This is a genomic window from Streptomyces sp. NPDC052910, assembly GCF_055585605.1.
In genome coordinates, this window is sequence record NZ_JBVJJR010000012.1 from 20695 (window position 1) to 38032 (window position 17338).

Annotated in this window: 18 protein-coding genes; 3 read left to right on the plus strand and 15 right to left on the minus strand. The window is 71.6% G+C overall.

Going from position 1 to position 17338, the window contains the following annotated elements; all coding sequences use genetic code 11:
- The 3 genes from ACZ6X9_RS30325 to ACZ6X9_RS30335 all read right to left on the minus strand — a co-directional run bounded on the left by ACZ6X9_RS30325 (position 1) and on the right by ACZ6X9_RS30335 (position 3891).
- Positions 1 to 399 (minus strand): OB-fold nucleic acid binding domain-containing protein, encoded by a 399-nt coding sequence (locus ACZ6X9_RS30325; RefSeq protein ID WP_185943286.1) that lies wholly within the window; start codon positions 397 to 399, stop codon positions 1 to 3.
- 167 nt (positions 400 to 566) lie between these two features.
- Positions 567 to 1256 (minus strand): response regulator, encoded by a 690-nt coding sequence (locus ACZ6X9_RS30330; protein ID WP_436782449.1) that lies wholly within the window; start codon positions 1254 to 1256, stop codon positions 567 to 569.
- An 82-nt stretch (positions 1257 to 1338) separates the two neighbouring features.
- Entirely contained in the window at positions 1339 to 3891 is a 2553-nt protein-coding gene (locus tag ACZ6X9_RS30335; protein WP_469781225.1) for an ATP-binding protein, read from the minus strand.
- Positions 3892 to 4172: 281 nt separating this feature from the next.
- Between ACZ6X9_RS30335 and ACZ6X9_RS30340 the strand changes: the two genes are divergently transcribed.
- Positions 4173 to 4937: an SDR family oxidoreductase gene (locus ACZ6X9_RS30340; protein ID WP_469781226.1), complete on the plus strand. Its 765-nt coding sequence runs from the start codon at positions 4173 to 4175 to the stop codon at positions 4935 to 4937.
- Between the two features lie 44 nt (positions 4938 to 4981).
- On the opposite strand, the gene kdpC is transcribed toward ACZ6X9_RS30340, so the two are convergent.
- From kdpC to ACZ6X9_RS30375, 7 genes are all read right to left on the minus strand, one after another.
- Positions 4982 to 5635: a potassium-transporting ATPase subunit KdpC gene (gene kdpC / locus ACZ6X9_RS30345; RefSeq protein ID WP_469781227.1), complete on the minus strand. Its 654-nt coding sequence runs from the start codon at positions 5633 to 5635 to the stop codon at positions 4982 to 4984.
- Between the two features lie 7 nt (positions 5636 to 5642).
- Positions 5643 to 7754, minus strand: coding sequence for a potassium-transporting ATPase subunit KdpB (kdpB, locus tag ACZ6X9_RS30350; RefSeq protein WP_469781228.1), 2112 nt, complete (start codon positions 7752 to 7754; stop codon positions 5643 to 5645).
- Entirely contained in the window at positions 7751 to 9442 is a 1692-nt protein-coding gene (gene kdpA / locus ACZ6X9_RS30355) for a potassium-transporting ATPase subunit KdpA (protein ID WP_469781229.1), read from the minus strand. Before kdpA ends, kdpB begins: the two co-directional genes overlap by 4 nt.
- A gap of 8 nt (positions 9443 to 9450) precedes the next feature.
- A complete protein-coding gene (kdpF, locus tag ACZ6X9_RS30360; RefSeq protein WP_109284084.1) occupies positions 9451 to 9540 on the minus strand; it encodes a K(+)-transporting ATPase subunit F in 90 nt (29 codons plus the stop codon).
- 300 nt (positions 9541 to 9840) lie between these two features.
- Positions 9841 to 10611: a DUF3710 domain-containing protein gene (locus ACZ6X9_RS30365; protein WP_469781230.1), complete on the minus strand. Its 771-nt coding sequence runs from the start codon at positions 10609 to 10611 to the stop codon at positions 9841 to 9843.
- 1 nt (position 10612) lies between these two features.
- The gene (gene dut / locus ACZ6X9_RS30370) at positions 10613 to 11113 is read right to left on the minus strand and encodes a dUTP diphosphatase (protein ID WP_469781231.1); all 501 of its coding nucleotides are present in this window, start codon (positions 11111 to 11113) and stop codon (positions 10613 to 10615) included.
- Positions 11110 to 11694: a PaaI family thioesterase gene (locus tag ACZ6X9_RS30375; protein WP_469781232.1), complete on the minus strand. Its 585-nt coding sequence runs from the start codon at positions 11692 to 11694 to the stop codon at positions 11110 to 11112. The genes dut and ACZ6X9_RS30375 overlap by 4 nt, the downstream gene beginning before the upstream one ends.
- Positions 11695 to 11753: 59 nt before the next feature.
- On the opposite strand from ACZ6X9_RS30375, the gene ACZ6X9_RS30380 reads away from it, so the two are divergent.
- Positions 11754 to 12221: a DUF3093 domain-containing protein gene (locus ACZ6X9_RS30380; RefSeq protein WP_469781233.1), complete on the plus strand. Its 468-nt coding sequence runs from the start codon at positions 11754 to 11756 to the stop codon at positions 12219 to 12221.
- Between the two features lie 56 nt (positions 12222 to 12277).
- Here the strand turns inward: ACZ6X9_RS30380 and ACZ6X9_RS30385 are convergent, their stop codons facing one another.
- The 4 genes from ACZ6X9_RS30385 to ACZ6X9_RS30400 form a co-directional block, all read right to left on the minus strand.
- Positions 12278 to 13033: a hypothetical protein gene (locus tag ACZ6X9_RS30385; protein ID WP_469781234.1), complete on the minus strand. Its 756-nt coding sequence runs from the start codon at positions 13031 to 13033 to the stop codon at positions 12278 to 12280.
- 101 nt (positions 13034 to 13134) lie between these two features.
- Positions 13135 to 13431, minus strand: coding sequence for a DUF4193 domain-containing protein (locus ACZ6X9_RS30390; RefSeq protein WP_004949312.1), 297 nt, complete (start codon positions 13429 to 13431; stop codon positions 13135 to 13137).
- Positions 13432 to 13878: 447 nt separating this feature from the next.
- Positions 13879 to 15168 (minus strand): sensor histidine kinase, encoded by a 1290-nt coding sequence (locus ACZ6X9_RS30395; protein WP_469781235.1) that lies wholly within the window; start codon positions 15166 to 15168, stop codon positions 13879 to 13881.
- 4 nt (positions 15169 to 15172) lie between these two features.
- Positions 15173 to 15826, minus strand: a complete 654-nt coding sequence (locus ACZ6X9_RS30400) for a response regulator transcription factor (RefSeq protein WP_223770666.1) — start codon at positions 15824 to 15826, stop codon at positions 15173 to 15175.
- Positions 15827 to 16197: 371 nt separating this feature from the next.
- Between ACZ6X9_RS30400 and ACZ6X9_RS30405 the strand changes: the two genes are divergently transcribed.
- On the plus strand, positions 16198 to 16365 hold the full coding sequence (locus tag ACZ6X9_RS30405) for a hypothetical protein (protein ID WP_436781865.1): 168 nt from the start codon (positions 16198 to 16200) through the stop codon (positions 16363 to 16365).
- 142 nt (positions 16366 to 16507) lie between these two features.
- Here the strand turns inward: ACZ6X9_RS30405 and ACZ6X9_RS30410 are convergent, their stop codons facing one another.
- Positions 16508 to 17317 (minus strand): inositol monophosphatase family protein, encoded by an 810-nt coding sequence (locus ACZ6X9_RS30410; protein WP_469781236.1) that lies wholly within the window; start codon positions 17315 to 17317, stop codon positions 16508 to 16510.
- Positions 17318 to 17338: the final 21 nt, after the last annotated feature.

Consider the following 17338-nt stretch of genomic DNA (forward strand, 5'->3'; position numbering starts at 1 on the left):
CTACTCCTGTCCGAGCGGTCGGAGTTCGTATCGGGGGTTGAACAGCACTCTCCGGCCGTGGCTCATGGAGATCCGGCCGGAGGCGATCAGCTTACGGCCCGGTTCTATCCCGGCGATGGAACGGCGCCCCAGCCAGACGACGTCGAGGGCGGCGGAGCCGTCGAACAGCTCGGCCTCCAGGGCGGGGACCCCGGCCCGGGGGCGCAGGGTGACGGTCCGCAGCGTTCCGGTGACCGTGACGATCTGCCGGTCACCGCAGTCGCCGATCTTCGTGCAGCCCACCGCTTCCGCGTCCTGCTGCAGCTCCGCGTCGTGCAGCTCCTCCTGCGAGGTGGAAAGCCGGTCGAGCATCCGGCGGAATCGGCCGGTCGGCTTGTCGGAACGGGATACGGCACTCATGAACCCAGCGTACCGGGGCCGGGGAGGGGCCTTGCAGTCTCCGGTCCCGGCTTTCACGACGGCCACGGGAACCCCGGCCCTCACTCCCTACGGCTCGAACCGGTCACCCGACCCCGGCTCGGCGACACTCCACTCCCCCGGCCCCCGGAGCCCCACGCGCATCGCGCCTACAGCTCGAAGCGGTACCCCATCCCGGGCTCCGTGATGAAGTGCTTCGGGTGCGACGGATCCTGCTCCAGCTTCCGCCGCAACTGCGCCATGTACACCCGCAGGTAGTTCGTCTCCGTCCCGTACGACGGCCCCCACACCTCCTGGAGCAGTTGCTTCTGGCTGACGAGCCGGCCCGTATTGCGGACCAGGACCTCCAGCAGATGCCACTCCGTCGGCGTGAGCCGGACGTCCCGGCCGCCGCGGTTGACCTTCTTCGCCGCCAGGTCGACCGTGAACGCCTCCGTCTCGACGATCGCGTCGTCCCCCGCCGCCGCGGCCCCCGTGGGCTCGGCCCGGCGGACGGCCGCGCGCAGCCGGGCCAGCAGCTCGTCCATGCCGAACGGCTTGGTGACGTAGTCGTCGGCGCCGGCGTCCAGCGCCTCGACCTTCTCGTCGGAGGTCTGGCGAGCCGAGAGCACCAGGATCGGCACCCGGGTCCAGCCGCGCAGCCCCTTGATCACTTCGACGCCGTCCATGTCGGGCAGGCCCAGGTCGAGGATGACGACGTCGGGGTGGCGGGCGGCGGCGAGCTGGAGGGCGGTGGCGCCGTCGGGGGCCGCGTCGACCTCGTACTTGCGGGCCTTGAGGTTGATCACAAGAGCGCGGACGATCTGCGGCTCGTCATCCACCACGAGCACCCGGTTCATGCGGGACCACCTCTGCTGTTCGAGCGGGCCCCGCCGTGGGGCCCGGGAAATCGACGGGAAGGCCGGGGAGCGGCCGGACGGCTCACGTCGTGGCCTGCGCCGGCAGGTCCGGGCGCACCGGTGGGCGCCCCGCCGCCATCCGCAGGGTGAGCACCATCGTCATGCCGCCGCCGGGGGTGTCCTCGGCGGCGAGCGTGCCGCCCATGGCCTCGGCGAAGCCGCGGGCCACCGCGAGGCCCAGCCCGACGCCGGCGCCGCGCGGGGCGTCGCCATAGCGCTGGAAGGGCTCGAAGATGCGGTCCTTGGCGCTGTCGGGGACGCCGGGCCCCCGGTCGGCGACCCGCAGTTCGACGCGGTCGCCGAGGGCGCTGGCGGCCACGTGCACGGGCGTGCCGGCCGGGCTGTACTTGACGGCGTTCTCGACGATGTTGGCGACGCTGCGCTCCAGCAGGCCCGGATCGACGGCGACCATGGGCAGGGTCTCCGGGATGTCCAGCGTCACGCTGCCCTCCGGGACGCCGCCGAGTGCCATCGGGACGACCTCGTCGAGGTCGATCTCGCGGATGAGCGGGGTGACCGTGCCGGTCTGGAGACGGGACATGTCGAGGAGGTTGCCGACGAGGTGGTCGAGGCGGTCGGCGCCGTCCTCGATGCCGGCCAGCAGCTCCGCCTCGTCCTCCTCCGACCAGGCGACGTCGTCGGAGCGGAGCGAGGTCACGGCGGCCTTGATGGCGGCGAGCGGGGTGCGCAGGTCGTGGCTGACGGCGGCCAGCAGCGCGGTGCGGATCCGGTTGCCCTCGTCCAGCCTGCGGGCCCGCTCGGCCTCGCCGACCAGCCGCTGGCGGTCGAGGACGAGGGCGGCCTGGGCGGCGAAGGCGGCGAGCACCCGGCGGTCCTCGGCGGGCAGGACGCGGCCGGCCAGGACCAGCGCCATGGTGTCGCCGACGGGCATGTCCACGTCGCCGTCCTCGGGGCGCAGCAGCGGCTTGCCGCCGTTGCCGACGACGCTCGCGGCACAGGTCCAGGGGTCGACGTCGCTGGCGCGTTCCAGAAGGGCGACGGAGTCCATGGAGAAGGTCTCCCGCAGCCGCTCCAGCAGCGCCTCCAGGCTGTTGTCGCCGCGCAGCACGCTGCCGGCCAGGAACGACAGGATCTCCGACTCGGCCCGCAGCCGGGCCGCCTGGTGGGTGCGGCGGGCGGCCAGGTCCACCACGGACGCCACGGACACCGCGACGAAGACGAAGATCGCCATGGCGACGATGTTCTTCGGATTGGTGACCGTCAGCCGGTGCACGGGTTCGACGAAGAAGAGATTGAGCAGCAGCGAGCCGAAGGCCGCCGACGCCAGGGCCGGAAGCAGACCGCCGAGCAGGGCGGCGGCCACCGTCATGCACAGGAACAGCAGCATGTCGTTGGCCAGGCCGAGCTCGGGGACGACGTGGGTGAGCAGCAGGCTGAGCAGGGCGGCCCCGGCGACGCCGACGAGCCAGCCGGCCACGATGCGGCCCCTGCCGAGCCGGGCGCCGCGCGCGACGGGCAGCCCCCGGCCCTTGGCGACCTCCTCGTGGGTGACGATGTGCACGTCGAGGTCGGGGCCCGAGTCCCGGGCGACGGTCTGCCCGACGCCGGGTCCGAAGATGTACTGCCAGCTCTTGCGGCGGCTGGAGCCGAGGACGATCTGGGTGGCGTTGACGCCGCGCGCGAACTCCAGCAGCGAGGCGGGCACGTCGTCGCCTATGACGTGGTGGAAGGTGCCGCCCAGGTCCTCCACGAGGGTCCGCTGGACCGCCAGCTCCTTGGGCGAGGCGGCGGTCAGCCCGTCGCTGCGGGCGATGTAGACGGCGAGGATCTCGCTGCCGGAGCCCTTGGCGGCCATCCGGGCGGCGCGCCGGATGAGGGTGCGTCCCTCCGGGCCGCCGGTGAGGCCCACGACGATGCGTTCGCGGGCCTGCCATATGGTCGAGACGTCGTGGTCGGAGCGGTACTGCCGCAGGTACTCGTCGACCCGGTCGGCGGTCCACAGCAGGGCCAGCTCGCGCAGGGCGGTCAGGTTGCCGGGGCGGAAGTAGTTGGAGAGCGCCGCGTCGACCTTGTCCGGCTTGTAGATGTTGCCGTGCGCCATCCGCCGGCGCAGGGCCTGTGGCGACATGTCGACCAGCTCGATCTGGGCGGCCCGGCGGACGACCTCGTCGGGGACGGTCTCCTGCTGGCGCACGCCCGTTATCGACTCGACGACGTCGCCCAGCGACTCCAGGTGCTGGATGTTGAGGGTCGAGACGACGTCGATACCGGCCCGGAGCAGCTCCTCGACGTCCTGCCAGCGCTTGGTGTTGCGCGCGCCGGGGACGTTGGTGTGGGCGAGCTCGTCCACGAGGACGACGGCGGGACGGCGGGCCAGGACGGCGTCCACGTCCATCTCGGTGAAGACGCTGTCCCGGTAGGCGATCTCGCGCCGGGGCACCTCTTCCAGGCCGTGCAGCATGACCTCGGTGCGCGGCCGGCCGTGGTGCTCCACGAACCCCACGACGACGTCGGTACCGCGCTCCACCCGTCGGTGGGCCTCGGAGAGCATGGCGTAGGTCTTGCCGACGCCCGGTGCCGCACCGAGGTAGATCCGGAGATTGCCGCGTCCCATGGCCCCATTGTCTTTCAGCGTCGCGCCGGGGACCGGGCCGGTTCTCCGTCCTGGATGCCGCACCGCCGCGCAGTCGAAGCTTACGGCGGGCGGTCCGGACATTCCGGGCGCTCAGGGGGCTCGCACCGGGTATTGACGCAGCTCTGACGCCTGCCGGGCCCGGCGGGCGGGGCGCGGACGGACCGGCAGGCGTACCGGGGCATTCCGGAATAACGTGAAGGTATCGGCGGTGAGGGTCGGAGCCCGCCGCCGCTCCCCACGCTCACGACGAGGAGGGACTCATGTCCGCTCGACCCGATCGCACACTCCGGGACAAGGTCGTCGTGATCGGCGGCGCCTCCCGCAACCTCGGCGGCCTGATCGCGCGCGAGATCGCCCCGGACGGCGCCAAGGTGGTCGTCCACTACAACAGCGACTCCTCGCGCGACAAGGCCGAGCGGACGGCCGAGGACGTCAGGAAGGCCGGCGGCCAGGCCGTCACGCACCAGGGCGACCTGACCCGGGTCGCCGAGGTGGAGAAGCTCTTCGACACGGCGGTGCGGGAGTTCGGCAGGGTCGACTGCGTGGTCAACACCGCGGGCATGGTCATCAAGAAGCCGATGACCGAGACCACCGAGGAGGAGTTCGACAAGATGTTCGCCGTCAACACCAAGGCGGCGTACTTCATGATGCGCGAGGCCGCCAAGCGCGTGGAGGACGGCGGGAAGATCATCACGATCGTCACCTCGCTGCTGGCCGCCTACACCGGCCTGTACTCCGTGTACGCCGGCAGCAAGGCGCCCGTCGAGCACTTCACCCGCGCCCTGTCCAAGGAGCTGTTCGGCCGGAACATCTCGGTCAACAACATCGCCCCCGGCCCGATGGACACCGGCTTCTTCTACCCGGCCGAGACGGACGACTCCATCGCCTACCACAAGTCGTCCGCCATGAACGGCGACCTGACGAAGATCGAGGACATCGTCCCGTACGTGAAGTTCCTGCTCACGGACGGCTGGTGGCTCAACGGGCAGACCCTGTTCGTCAACGGCGGCTACACCACGCGCTGACGCGAGGGGCCGCGCCGGACGGATCCGGCGCGGCCTTGGCACGCCTACCGGGAGGCGGCGGCCAGCTCCTTCAACGCCACGTTCAGTTTCAGGACGTTGACGCGCTCCTCGCCCATGAAGCCGAGCTGCCGCCCGGCCGTGTGGTCCTTCACCAGCCGCTCGACCGCGTCGGCCGGCAGACCGTTGGCCTTGGCGACGCGGGCCGCCTGGAGGCGGGCGTACGCCGGGGAGATGTCCGGGTCGACACCGGAGGCCGAGGCGGTGAGGGCGTCCACCGGGACCGACGACGGGGAGACGCCGTTGAAGGCGGCGACGTCCGCGCGGCGCTTCTCGACGCTCTCCAGCAGCACCTTGCTGTCGGCCGCCAGGTTGGAGGCGCCCGAGACGAGCAGGCTGTGGCGCGTGTTCTCGGTGTTGGGGCCGGCCGCCGAGGGGCGCGGCTGGAAGAACCGGGGGTCGGGCAGCGGGTTGCCGTCCTTGTCCTTCCTGTCCAGCGTGTAGCTCTGGCCGAGCAGCGCCGAGCCGACGGACTTGCCGTCCACCTTCACCTCGGAACCGTTCGCCTTGTCGTGGAAGGCCAGTTGGGCCAGGCCCGTGACGACCAGCGGATAGATCACGCCGCAGATCACCGTGAGGACCAGCAGGGCCCGGAGCCCCGCTCCGGCGAGCCGGGCCGCGCTGCGTACGGAGATGTTCATGGTGTCGTCACCCGATGCCAGGGATGAGGGAGATGAGCAGGTCGATGATCTTGATGCCGACGAACGGGGAGACGAGACCGCCCAGTCCGTAGATCAGGAGGTTGCGCCGGAGCATCGCGTCCGCGCTCATGGGCCGGTAGCGCACGCCCTTGAGGGCGAGCGGGACCAGCGCCACGATGATCAGCGCGTTGAAGATCACGGCCGACAGGATCGCGGTCTGCGGCGAGTGCAGGCTCATGATGTTGAGCTTGTCGAGGCCCGGGTAGGCCACCGCGAACATGGCCGGGATGATCGCGAAGTACTTCGCGACGTCGTTGGCGATCGAGAAGGTGGTGAGCGCGCCGCGCGTGATGAGCAGTTGCTTGCCGATCTCGACGATCTCGATGAGCTTGGTGGGGTTCGAGTCCAGGTCCACCATGTTCCCGGCCTCCTTGGCGGCCGAGGTCCCGGTGTTCATCGCGACGCCGACGTCCGCCTGGGCCAGCGCGGGCGCGTCGTTCGTCCCGTCGCCGGTCATCGCGACGAGCTTGCCGCCGGCCTGCTCGCGCTTGATGAGGGCCATCTTGTCCTCGGGGGTGGCCTCGGCGAGGAAGTCGTCCACGCCGGCCTCCTCCGCGATGGCCTTGGCCGTCAGCGGGTTGTCGCCCGTGATCATGACGGTCTTGATGCCCATGGCCCGCAGTTCGTCGAAGCGCTCCCGCATGCCCTCCTTGACGACGTCCTTGAGGTGGATGACGCCGAGGACCCGGGCGCCCCGGTCGTCCTCCACGGCCACGAGCAGGGGGGTGCCGCCCGCCTGGGAGATGTCGTCGGTGAGGTGCCGGGCGTCCGCGGCGACGGTGCCGCCCCGCTCCTCGACCCAGGCGATGACCGAGCCGGTCGCGCCCTTGCGGACCTTGCGGCCGGCCACGTCCACGCCGGACATCCGGGTCTGTGCGGTGAACGGGATCCACTCCGCGCCCACCAGCTCGCCCTCGTGCCGCTCGCGCAGCCCGTACTTCTCCTTGGCGAGGACGACGATCGAGCGGCCCTCCGGCGTCTCGTCGGAGAGCGACGAGAGCTGCGCGGCGTCCGCCACCTCGGCCGCCATGGTGCCCTTGACCGGTACGAACTCGGCGGCCTGCCGGTTGCCGTAGGTGATGGTGCCGGTCTTGTCGAGCAGCAGCGTCGAGACGTCGCCCGCGGCCTCCACCGCGCGCCCGGACATCGCCAGGACGTTCCGCTGCACCAGCCGGTCCATGCCGGCGATGCCGATCGCCGACAGCAGCGCGCCGATCGTGGTCGGGATGAGGCAGACCAGCAGGGCCGCCAGGACGATCATCGTCTGCTCGGCGCCCGCGTAGACGGCGAACGGCTGGAGGGTGACGACCGCCAGCAGGAAGACGATGGTCAGCGAGGCGAGCAGGATGTTGAGCGCGATCTCGTTCGGCGTCTTCTGCCGGGCCGCGCCCTCCACCAGGTTGATCATCCGGTCGATGAAGGTCTCGCCCGGCTTGGTGGTGATCTTGATGACGATGCGGTCGGAGAGCACCTTGGTGCCACCGGTGACGGCCGACCGGTCGCCGCCGGACTCCCGGATCACCGGGGCCGACTCGCCGGTGATCGCCGACTCGTCGACGGAGGCCACCCCCTCGACGACGTCGCCGTCGCCCGGGATGACGTCCCCCGCCTCGCAGACGACCAGGTCGCCCACGCGCAGCTCGGTGCCCGGCACCGACTCCTCGGTGCCCCCGGACAGCCGGCGGGCCACCGTGTCGGTCTTGGCCTTGCGCAGGGTGTCGGCCTGCGCCTTGCCCCGGCCCTCGGCGACGGCCTCCGCCAGGTTGGCGAAGAGGACCGTCAGCCACAGCCAGACGGTGATCGTCCAGCCGAACCAGTCGCCCGGGTCCTTCAGGGCCAGCGCGGTGGTGACCACCGAGCCGACCTCGACCACGAACATCACCGGGGACTTGACCATCACCCGGGGGTCGAGCTTCCGGAAGGCGTCCGGCAGCGACCTGACGAGCTGCGCGGGGTCGAAGAGGCCACCGGAGACCCGGCCGTGCTCCTCGGGGCCCGGCGCCCCCTCGTCACCCTGGGGGCCTTCGGAGGCGGTACGGACAGGGGTGGTCGTGCTCATGAGAGTCCCTCCGCCATCGGGCCAAGGGCCAGGGCCGGGAAGTAGGTCAAGCCGGTGATGACGATGATCGCGCCGACGAGCAGCCCGGCGAACAGCGGCTTCTCGGTGCGCAGGGTGCCCGCGGTCTCCGGCACGGGCCGCTGCTCGGCGAGCGAGCCGGCCAGGGCCAGGACGAAGACCATCGGGAGGAAGCGGCCGAGCAGCATGGCGAGGCCGATCGTGGTGTTGTACCAGGGCGTGTTGGCGTTGAGGCCGGCGAACGCCGAGCCGTTGTTGTTGGCGCCGGAGGTGAAGGCGTACAGCACCTCGGAGAAGCCGTGCGCCCCGCTGCCGTGCACCGAGTTCCCCGCGGTGTTGAGGATCGACTCCGGCGGCGACGACAGCGCCATCGACAGCGCGGTGAAGCCCAGCACGAGCGTCGGCGTGACGAGGATGTAGCAGGCGGCGAGCTTGATCTGCCGGGTGCCGATCTTCTTGCCCAGGTACTCGGGCGTCCGGCCGACCATCAGGCCCGCGATGAACACCGCGATGATCGCCATCACGAGCATGCCGTAGAGGCCGGAGCCGACACCGCCGGGCGCGATCTCGCCGAGCATCATGCCCAGCAGGGTGATCCCGCCGCCGAGGCCGGTGAACGAGGAGTGGAACGAGTCCACGGCCCCGGTCGAGGTGAGCGTGGTGGTCGTCGCGAAGATCGCCGACGCCCCGACGCCGAACCGCTGCTCCTTGCCCTCCATCGCCCCGCCGGCCGCCTGGAGCGCGGCACCGTGGTGGGCGTACTCGGTCCACATCATCAGCGCGGTGAAGCCGAGCCAGATGAGGCCCATGGTGGCCAGGATCGCGTAACCCTGCTTGACGTTGCCGACCAGCTTGCCGAAAGTGCGGGTGAGCGCGAAGGGGATGACGAGGATCAGGAAGATCTCGAAGAGGTTGGAGAACGCGTTCGGGTTCTCGAAGGGGTGGGCGGAGTTGGCGTTGAAGTAGCCGCCGCCGTTGGTGCCCAGCTCCTTGATGACCTCCTGCGAGGCCACGGCACCACCGTTGACCTGCTGGGTGCCGCCCGTCAGCCGCCCGATCTCGTGGATCCCCGCGAAGTTCTGGATCGCGCCGCAGGCCACCAGGACCAGCGCGCCGACCACCGAGATCGGGATCAGGATGCGGACGGTGCCGCGCACCAGGTCGGTCCAGAAGTTGCCGAGTTCGCCGGTGCGGGACCGGGCGAAGCCCCGGACCAGCGCGATGGCGACGGCCATGCCGACGGCGGCGGAGACGAAGTTCTGCACCGCGAGGCCGAGCGTCTGCACGGCGTGGCCCATGGCCTGCTCACCGCTGTACGACTGCCAGTTGGTGTTGGCGACGAACGACGCGGCGGTGTTGAACGCCTGGTCGGGTGAGATCGCGGTGAAGCCGAGCGACAGCGAGTCGGGCAGGACGCCCTGGGCCCGCTGGAGCAGGTAGAGGAACAGGACGCTCGCGAGCGAGAACGCGAGGACACCGCGCAGGTAGGCGGGCCAGCGCATCCCGGCGCGGGGGTCGGCGCCGATCAGACGGTAGATCCACCGCTCGACGCGCAGGTGCTTCTCGGAGCTGTACACGCCGGCCATGTAGTCGCCCAGCGGGCGGTACGCCAGCGCCAGCGCCGCGACGACCGCGGTGAGCTGGAGGACTCCGGAGAGGACGGGGCTCATGTGAGTGCTCAGAACCTCTCCGGGAAGACGAGGGCGAGGATCAGGTAGCCCAGCAGGGCGACGGCCACGACCAGGCCGACGACGTTCTCGGTGCTCACAGCTTCGTCACCCCCTTGGCGACGAGAGCCACCAGCGCGAAGACCGCGATCGCGGTGGCGACGAAGGCCACGTCGGCCATCGTGTGCTCCTAGAGAGATCGGGCAGGAAGGACCTCTAGAGGAAACCTCCGCGATCAGAGCGCGGGACGTTCGTTGACGCCTCCCTTACGGCCCTTGGCGCCCCCTTGACGAGATCCATACGGCCGCTCCGGGGACCTGCGAAAACGCCGCCGGGCCGGAACCCCTGGGAAGGGGTTCCGGCCCGGCGGAAGGATGGGATCAAGCCAAGGACGCAGGGCGTCAGCGGACCTCGGAGATCTCCGGCCCGCGCTGGAGGCGCTCCACGCCCCCGGCGAAGCGGGAGCCCTGCTGCTGGTCGTCCTGCATGCCCTCGGCGACCATCTGGGCGTCGTCGGGCAGCTTCAGGACGATCGGGTCGCGGGGCGCCATCGGCGCATCGCCGCGCACCACGACGGTGTCCCGGAAGATCTGCTCCAGCATTCCGGCGGTCTGCGGCTGCACCGCGCCCTGCCCGGAGATCACACCGCGCAGGAACCAGCGCGGCCCGTCACAGCCCACGAAACGCACCAACTGCACGCCGTTCGTCCCGTCCGGGAGGGCGACGGGCACCTGCGCCCGCAGCTCCCAGCCCAGCGGGCCCTGTACCTCGTCCACGACACCGCCCTGCTGGGTGATACCGCCGGCGATCTCGTCCCGCACCTCGTGCCAGATGCCCTCGCGCTTCGGGGCGGCGAACGCCTGGAGCTGCACCGCGCTGTCGCGCAGCACCACGGTCGCGGCGACGATGGCGTCCCCGGCGACCTCGACCCGCAGCTCCATTCCCTCGACGCCCGGCACGAACAGGCCGCCCAGGTCGACCCGGCCCTCGGCGGGTGCGTGGACCTCGGAGACGTCCCACGGCCCGTCCGGGCGCGGCTCCGGCTCCAACCGGACCCGGCTCTCGGCCGCGGCGTCCTGTACGGACTCCGCATCCTCCGCGGACTCCTCGGAGGTCACGTCGTCGAACTGCTCGACGGCGTCCTCGCTGCGCTTGCGGCGACGACCGAACACGTCACTGTCCTTCCCGGTCAAAGGCGACCGAAGCGAATCCATGCCCCACGGCGGCGTGGCCCCCGGTGGACCCGAAGCCCCCTTCGCCCCGCGCCGAGCCGGGAAGCTCCGCCACCTCGTGGAAGCGGACCTTCTCGACCTGCTGGACAACCAACTGGGCAACGCGGTCGAACCTCTCGAACCGCACGCTCTCGCGCGGATCCAGATTGACCACGATCACCTTGATCTCTCCACGGTACCCGGCATCGATGGTCCCCGGGGCGTTCACCATGGAGACCCCGCACCGGGCCGCGAGACCCGAACGTGGATGCACGAAGGCCGCATACCCATCGGGCAGCGCGATCGACACCCCCGTGGGAAGAACGGCGCGCTCACCGGGGGCGAGCACGGCCGCCTCGGTGGTCACCAGGTCGCAACCGGCGTCGCCGGGATGACCGTAGGCGGGGACCGGCACCTCGGGGTCGAGGCGGCGGATCAGCACGTCGACGGGCGGACGGCTCACGGGTTCACCTCGAAGGCTCGGACGACCTTGACCTGGTCGGGATCGGCGAGCGCCGCGTTGATCTCCGCGGGGCGGCCGTTGTTGATGAAGTGCTCGACCTTGACCTCGATGAAGACCGCGTCCGCGCGGACCGCGACGGGCCCGTCCGGGCCGCCGAGCCGCCCGGTGGCCGTGCAGTAGATCTTGCGGTGGTGGACGGCGACGGCCTTCGCCTCCAGGTACAGCACGCTGTCCACGGGGACGGGCAGCAGGAAGTCCGTCTCCAGCCGGCCGGTGACGGAGATGACCCGGGTCAGCCAGTTCAACGACCCCAGGGTCTCGTCGAGCGCCGTCGCCAGCACGCCGCCGTGCGCCAGGCCGGGGGCTCCCTGGTGTGCTTCCTTGACCCGGAACTCGGCCGTCACGGCGACGCCTTCGCCGGCCCGCACCTCCAGGTGCAGACCGTGCGGCACGCCCTGGCCGCAGCCGAAGCAGTTCTCGTAGTGCGCCCCGATGACCTCGCCCGGCGCGGGGGCCTCGGGGTGCCGCACCGGCGGCCCGGCGTCGGCCGGCGGTGTCAGCGCTGTCGTTCGTCCACTCACAGGGGCTGACCTTACCCGCGCGAGCGGTGCCCGGTCCCGCCCGTGCCAAGCTTGAGACCATGCAGCACTACGAAGAACGCCTGACCGCGCCCCGCTCCTGGTGGGTCATCGCGGCTCTCATCGGGGTGGCCACGGCCCTGATCACGCTGCCGCTCGGCACCATCCCGATGCTGGGCGGGCTGGTCGTCGGCGGCGCGCTGGCGACGATCGCGGTGAGCGCCTACGGCTCGGCGCGGATCCGGGTGGTGGGCGACACCCTGCTGGCCGGGGACGCGCGGATCCCCTGCGCGGCGCTCGGCGCGGCCGAGGTCCTCGATCCCGAGCAGGCCCTGGCCTGGCGCACCCACAAGGCGGACAGCCGGGCGTTCATGCTGCTGCGCGGCTATGTGCCGACCGCCCTGCGGATCGAGGTCACCGACCCGGCCGACCCGACGCCGTACCTGTACCTGTCGACCCGCTCCCCCGAGCGGCTGGCGGCGGCTGTCGCCGCCGGGCGGGACGCGGCTTCGACGGCCGAGCGGGGCTGACCCCCGCTTCCGGGCGGGCCCAGGCCCCGGGCCGGGCTTCAGGGCTCGGGCCGGACTCAGGGCTCGGCCTGAGGCCCCTCGGCCGCCGGCAGCGCCGCCCAGGACACCTGGCGGCGGCGCAGGTCGGCCCGGACCTTCTCGGCCAGCCTGCGGGTGTCCCGGCGGTTCATGACGGCCCCGACGGTCGCGCCGATCATGAACGGTGCGAGGTTGGGGAGGTTGCGGAAGGTGCGCTTGAGGACCCGCTGGCGCAGCTCACGGCGGAGCTGCCCGCCGAGGGCCGCGTTGACGCTGGTCGGCTTGGTGACGTCCACCCCGCGTTCGTCGGCCCAGGCCGCGAGGTAGGCGAGCGCGCGCTGACGCGCCGTGCCGGGCGCCCGGAGGCCGTAGACCTCGTGCAGCTCGGCGATCAGTTTGAGCTCCACGGCCGCGACGCCGACGATCTCGGCGGCGAGCTCGGCCGGCATGGCCGGCGGGACCGGCAGCATGGCCGCCGCCCCGATGCCGGCTCCCACGGTGGACGTGCCGTTGGCGGCGCCGGTCACCAGCTTGTCGGCGATCTCCTCCGGGCCGAGGTCCGGGAACTGGCCGCGCAAAGTGGCCAGGTCGCGTACGGGGACGCGGGGAGCGGTGGCGATGATCCGGTCGACGACGGCCGCGAGGCCCGCTCGCGCGCCCCGGCTCCATCGCCCGGTCCCGCCCTTGGGGGGCTCCACCCCTTCGGGTGCCCCATCATGGCCGCGCGCGGCGGCGAGCGAGGCCTCGGGGCCCCGCTCGGCGTGCGCGCCAGCCGCTTCGTGCGCGCCCGTCACGGCGCGGTCCGGCCCGGCGTCCCCCGTACGCCGAAGAGCCCTGGACCGCCGTGCGAGCCGCTTACGGAACGGTTCCGAGCCTGCCATCGCAGACCCCTGCCTCACTCGCAGTCGCGGCAGATGGGCTGGCCGTTCTTCTCACCGGCCAGTTGGCTGCGGTGGTGCACGAGGAAGCAGCTCATGCAGGTGAACTCGTCGGCCTGCCGGGGCAGGACGCGGACGGACAGCTCCTCGTTCGAGAGGTCCGCCCCCGGCAGCTCCAGGCCCTCGACGGCCTCGAACTCGTCGACGTCTACGGCCGAGGCCGACTTGTCGTTCCGCCGGGACTTCAGTTCCTCGATGCTGTCCTCGTTGACGTCATCGTCGGTCTTGCGTGGGGTGTCGTAGTCCGTTGCCATGTCGCTCTCCCCCTCTGGGTGTCTGCGGTGTCTCCAGCGCACGTAACGCGTGAGAGGCCGGACTTGTGCCCGACCCGAGGCGGAGATTTTGCCTCACATCAAGGTCTGTTACTCAATCGACACCCAACCGCGCACCTGAAGAGGTGATCGGATCGGGTGGCGAACCGGACCGTACACGGTCCACAGGCCGCTCGTGGCAGCGCCATCTCCTGTACTTCCCGTGATCAAGACCCCTGGAAACCCCCATTTTCCAGGCGTTCCCTTAGGGGATCCGATCACGGAGAGTGGATGGCCGGTTGTCCCTCCGTGTGATCGATCACACACGACGACAGCGTCCATCAGACCGGGAAAATTCCGCCCAAAGCGAACCCGTGTCCGCGCCATTGTCGCAGAATTCCCCGGCCGGTGGAGTTTGTCAGGTGTCCGTCAGATGCCGTCGGGTTTCCGTCAGGCCGGCAGCACCACCCGCATGACGAGTCCGCCGCCCTCCCGGGGCTCCGCGGTGATCCGGCCGCCGTGCGCCCGGGCCACCGACCGCACGATGGACAGGCCGAGACCCACGCCCTTGTCGCTGCCGGTGCGTTCGGTGCGCAGCCTGCGGAACGGCTCGAAGATGTTGTCCAGCTCGTAGGCGGGGACCACGGGACCGGTGTTCTCCACCACGAGCACGGCCTCGCCGGGCCGCGACGCGGTGGTGACCTCCACCCAGCCGCCCTCCGGCACGTTGTACCGGACGGCGTTCTGCACCAGGTTCAGCGCGACGCGCTCCAGTAGGACGCCGTTGCCCTGGACGACCGCGGGCAGCCGCTCGCCCCGCAGCTCCACGCCCTTGGCCTGGGCTTCCCCGCGGGCCTGGTCGAGCGCCTGGGAGGCCACCTCGGCCAGGTCGACGGGCTTGCGGTCCACGATCTCGTTGTCGCTGCGGGCGAGCAGCAGCAGGCCCTCCACGAGCTGTTCGCTGCGCTCGTTGGTCGCCAGCAGCGTCTTGCCCAGTTGCCGGAGCTCGGGCGAGGCCCCGGGGTCGGAGAGATGCACCTCCAGCAGCGTCCGGTTGATCGCCAGTGGGGTGCGCAGCTCGTGCGAGGCGTTGGCCACGAAACGTTGCTGCGCGGTGAAGGCCCGCTCCAGCCGGTCCAGCATCTCGTCGAAGGTGTCCGAGAGCTCCTTGAGCTCGTCGTCCGGGCCGCCCAGCTCGATCCGCCGGGTCAGATCGGTGGCGGCCACCCGGCGGGCGGTGCGGGTGATCTTGCCCAGCGGCGAGAGGACGCGTCCGGCCATGGCGTACCCGAAGGCGAAGGCGATCACGGCGAGGCCGAGGAGGGCCAGCAGGGAGCGGCGGAGCAGGCCGTTGAGGGCTATGGCGCGCTGGTGGTTCATGCACACCTGGACGGCGTTCTCCAGCTCCCGGGCGTCGATCCGGCCGGGGCGGAGGGACGGGCAGGCGTTGCTGGTGCTCTCCAGGTTGCCGTCGATGAAACGGAACGGCAGGTAGCTGCCCTCCCGCATCGCGTCCGCCGCCAGCAGGTAGATGATCGTGAGCAGCAGCACGCCCGCCATCAGGAACATCCCGCCGTACAGCAGGGTGAGCCGTATGCGGATGGTGGGCCGCAGCCACGGGAAGGGCCGGACGACGGGCTGACGCGGGTCCCAGGCGGGCCGTGGCGGGGCCGCGGGCCGCGGCGGGGGCTGGGAGGCCGCCGGGGGCGAGTTCGTCGGGGAGGGGGGCGTGGAGGCCATCGGCTCAGATCCGGTATCCGGAGCCGGGGACCGTGACGATCACGGGCGGCTCGCCGAGCTTGCGGCGCAGCGTCATGACGGTGACGCGGACGACGTTGGTGAAGGGGTCGGTGTTCTCGTCCCATGCCTTCTCCAGCAACTGCTCCGCGGAGACCACGGCACCCTCGCTGCGCATCAGCACCTCCAGCACCGCGAACTCCTTCGGCGCCAACTGCACCTCGCGTCCGTCGCGGAACACCTCGCGGCGGTTGGGGTCGAGCCGGATGCCGGCCCGCTCCAGGACGGGCGGCAAGGCGACGGTGGTGCGCCGGCCCAGCGCCCGGACGCGGGCGATCAGTTCGCTGAAGGCGAAGGGCTTGGGCAGGTAGTCGTCGGCGCCGATCTCCAGGCCCTCGACGCGGTCGCTGACGTCACCGGAGGCGGTGAGCATCAGGATGCGGGTGGCCAACTGGAGCTCGACGACCTTGCGGCAGACGTCGTCGCCGTGGACCAGCGGCAGGTCGCGGTCGAGGACGACCACGTCGTAGTCGTTGACGGCGATGCGCTCCAGGGCGGCGGCCCCGTCGTACACGACGTCGACGGCCATGGCCTCCCGGCGCAGTCCGGTGGCGACGGCATCGGCGAGCAGTTGCTCGTCCTCGACGACGAGTACGCGCACGGGTCTTCCTTCCTCAGGGGCCCGACGGGCCTGGGGGTGCGGGGGTGGCTCCGGCGGGCCCTGCGGGCAGGCCGGACGGCCACTGGTGGTCCCTCCATCCTGCCCCGAACACCGATAAACCGGCTGTAAGGGGCTTCGGGCGGCCCGCGGAGGCGGGTTCCCGTCCCGTTCGCGGACGGGAGGTTTCCGCCTGGACCGGGGTGGGGAAGACGTCTGCACACCCGCGATCACGACCCCCGTAATGCGGTGCGCCATGACCACGTGGCACCGCGGGGGGACCACCACGCACGTGATCGTCTTCCCCGGCTACCCACCGGGGAACCCCCCGGCACACCCCCGTGCCACCGAGCCGACCCAGGAGGGGGCGCAGCATGGACGCGTTCACCGCCGGCATTCTGCAGCGCATAGAGACCACGCGGAGTGATCTCGACCGGGCCCGCCGCAGCGGAGACGACTTTCTCGCCGACATGGAACAGGCGGAACTGGACGACCTGCACCGCCTCGCCGCGGAGCACGGCGTCGAGGTCAGCGCCGCCTGACCCCTGAACACCCACCGACCAGCCGCCGAACAGCCGCTGACCGCCGTGTGAACGGCCGGAGCGCCCCGGTGCCTCGTGCACCGGGGCGCTCCGCCGTCATGACGCCGTGGGCCACCGCCGCGGCCCCCGCCGGACGCCGGGCTCAGTCGTGCCAGGCACCCAGCTCCTCCAGCCGGGCCTGGAGGGGCTCGAAGAAGCCGGGCGGGGCGGCGACGGTGAGCTCGCCGGAGGCGGGGGCGCCGGGCCGGCCGCCGGTGAGCGCCCCCGCCTCGCGGGCGATGAGGTCGCCTGCGGCGAGGTCCCAGGGGTTGAGCCCGCGCTCGTAGTAGCCGTCGAGCCGGCCGCAGGCCACGTCGCAGAGGTCGATGGCGGCGGATCCGCCGCGCCGGATGTCCCGGACCTCGGGCAGCAGCCGGCGGACCACCTCGGCCTGGGCGGTGCGGCGGGCGGTGAGGTAGCCGAAGCCGGTGCCGAGCAGGGCCTGCTCGAAGGCGGGCGCGGGGCGGACGCGCAGCCGGCGGTCGTTGGCCCAGGCGCCCCCGCCGAGGGCGGCCCGGTAGGTCTCGCCGCGCAGCGGCGCCGCCACCACGCCGACGACGGTCTCGCCGGCGTACTCGGCGGCTATGGACACGGACCAGGACGGCAGGCCGTAGAGGTAGTTGACCGTGCCGTCGAGGGGGTCGATCACCCAGCGGACCCCGCTGGTGCCGGGCGTGCTGGCGCCCTCCTCCCCCAGCACGCCGTCGTCGGGGCGGCGCTCGGCGAGGAAGCCGGTGATCAGCTTCTCGGAGGCGAGGTCCATCTCGGTGACCACGTCGATGGAGCTGGTCTTGGTGGCCGCCACGCCGAGGTCGGCGGGACGGCCGTCCCTGAGCAGCGCGCCGGCCCGCTCGGCGGCCTCCAGGGCCACGGTCAGCAGCTCGGTCTTGAGGGCCTCGGTGGGGGCGTTCACAGGTGCTCCTTGCCTGGTGCG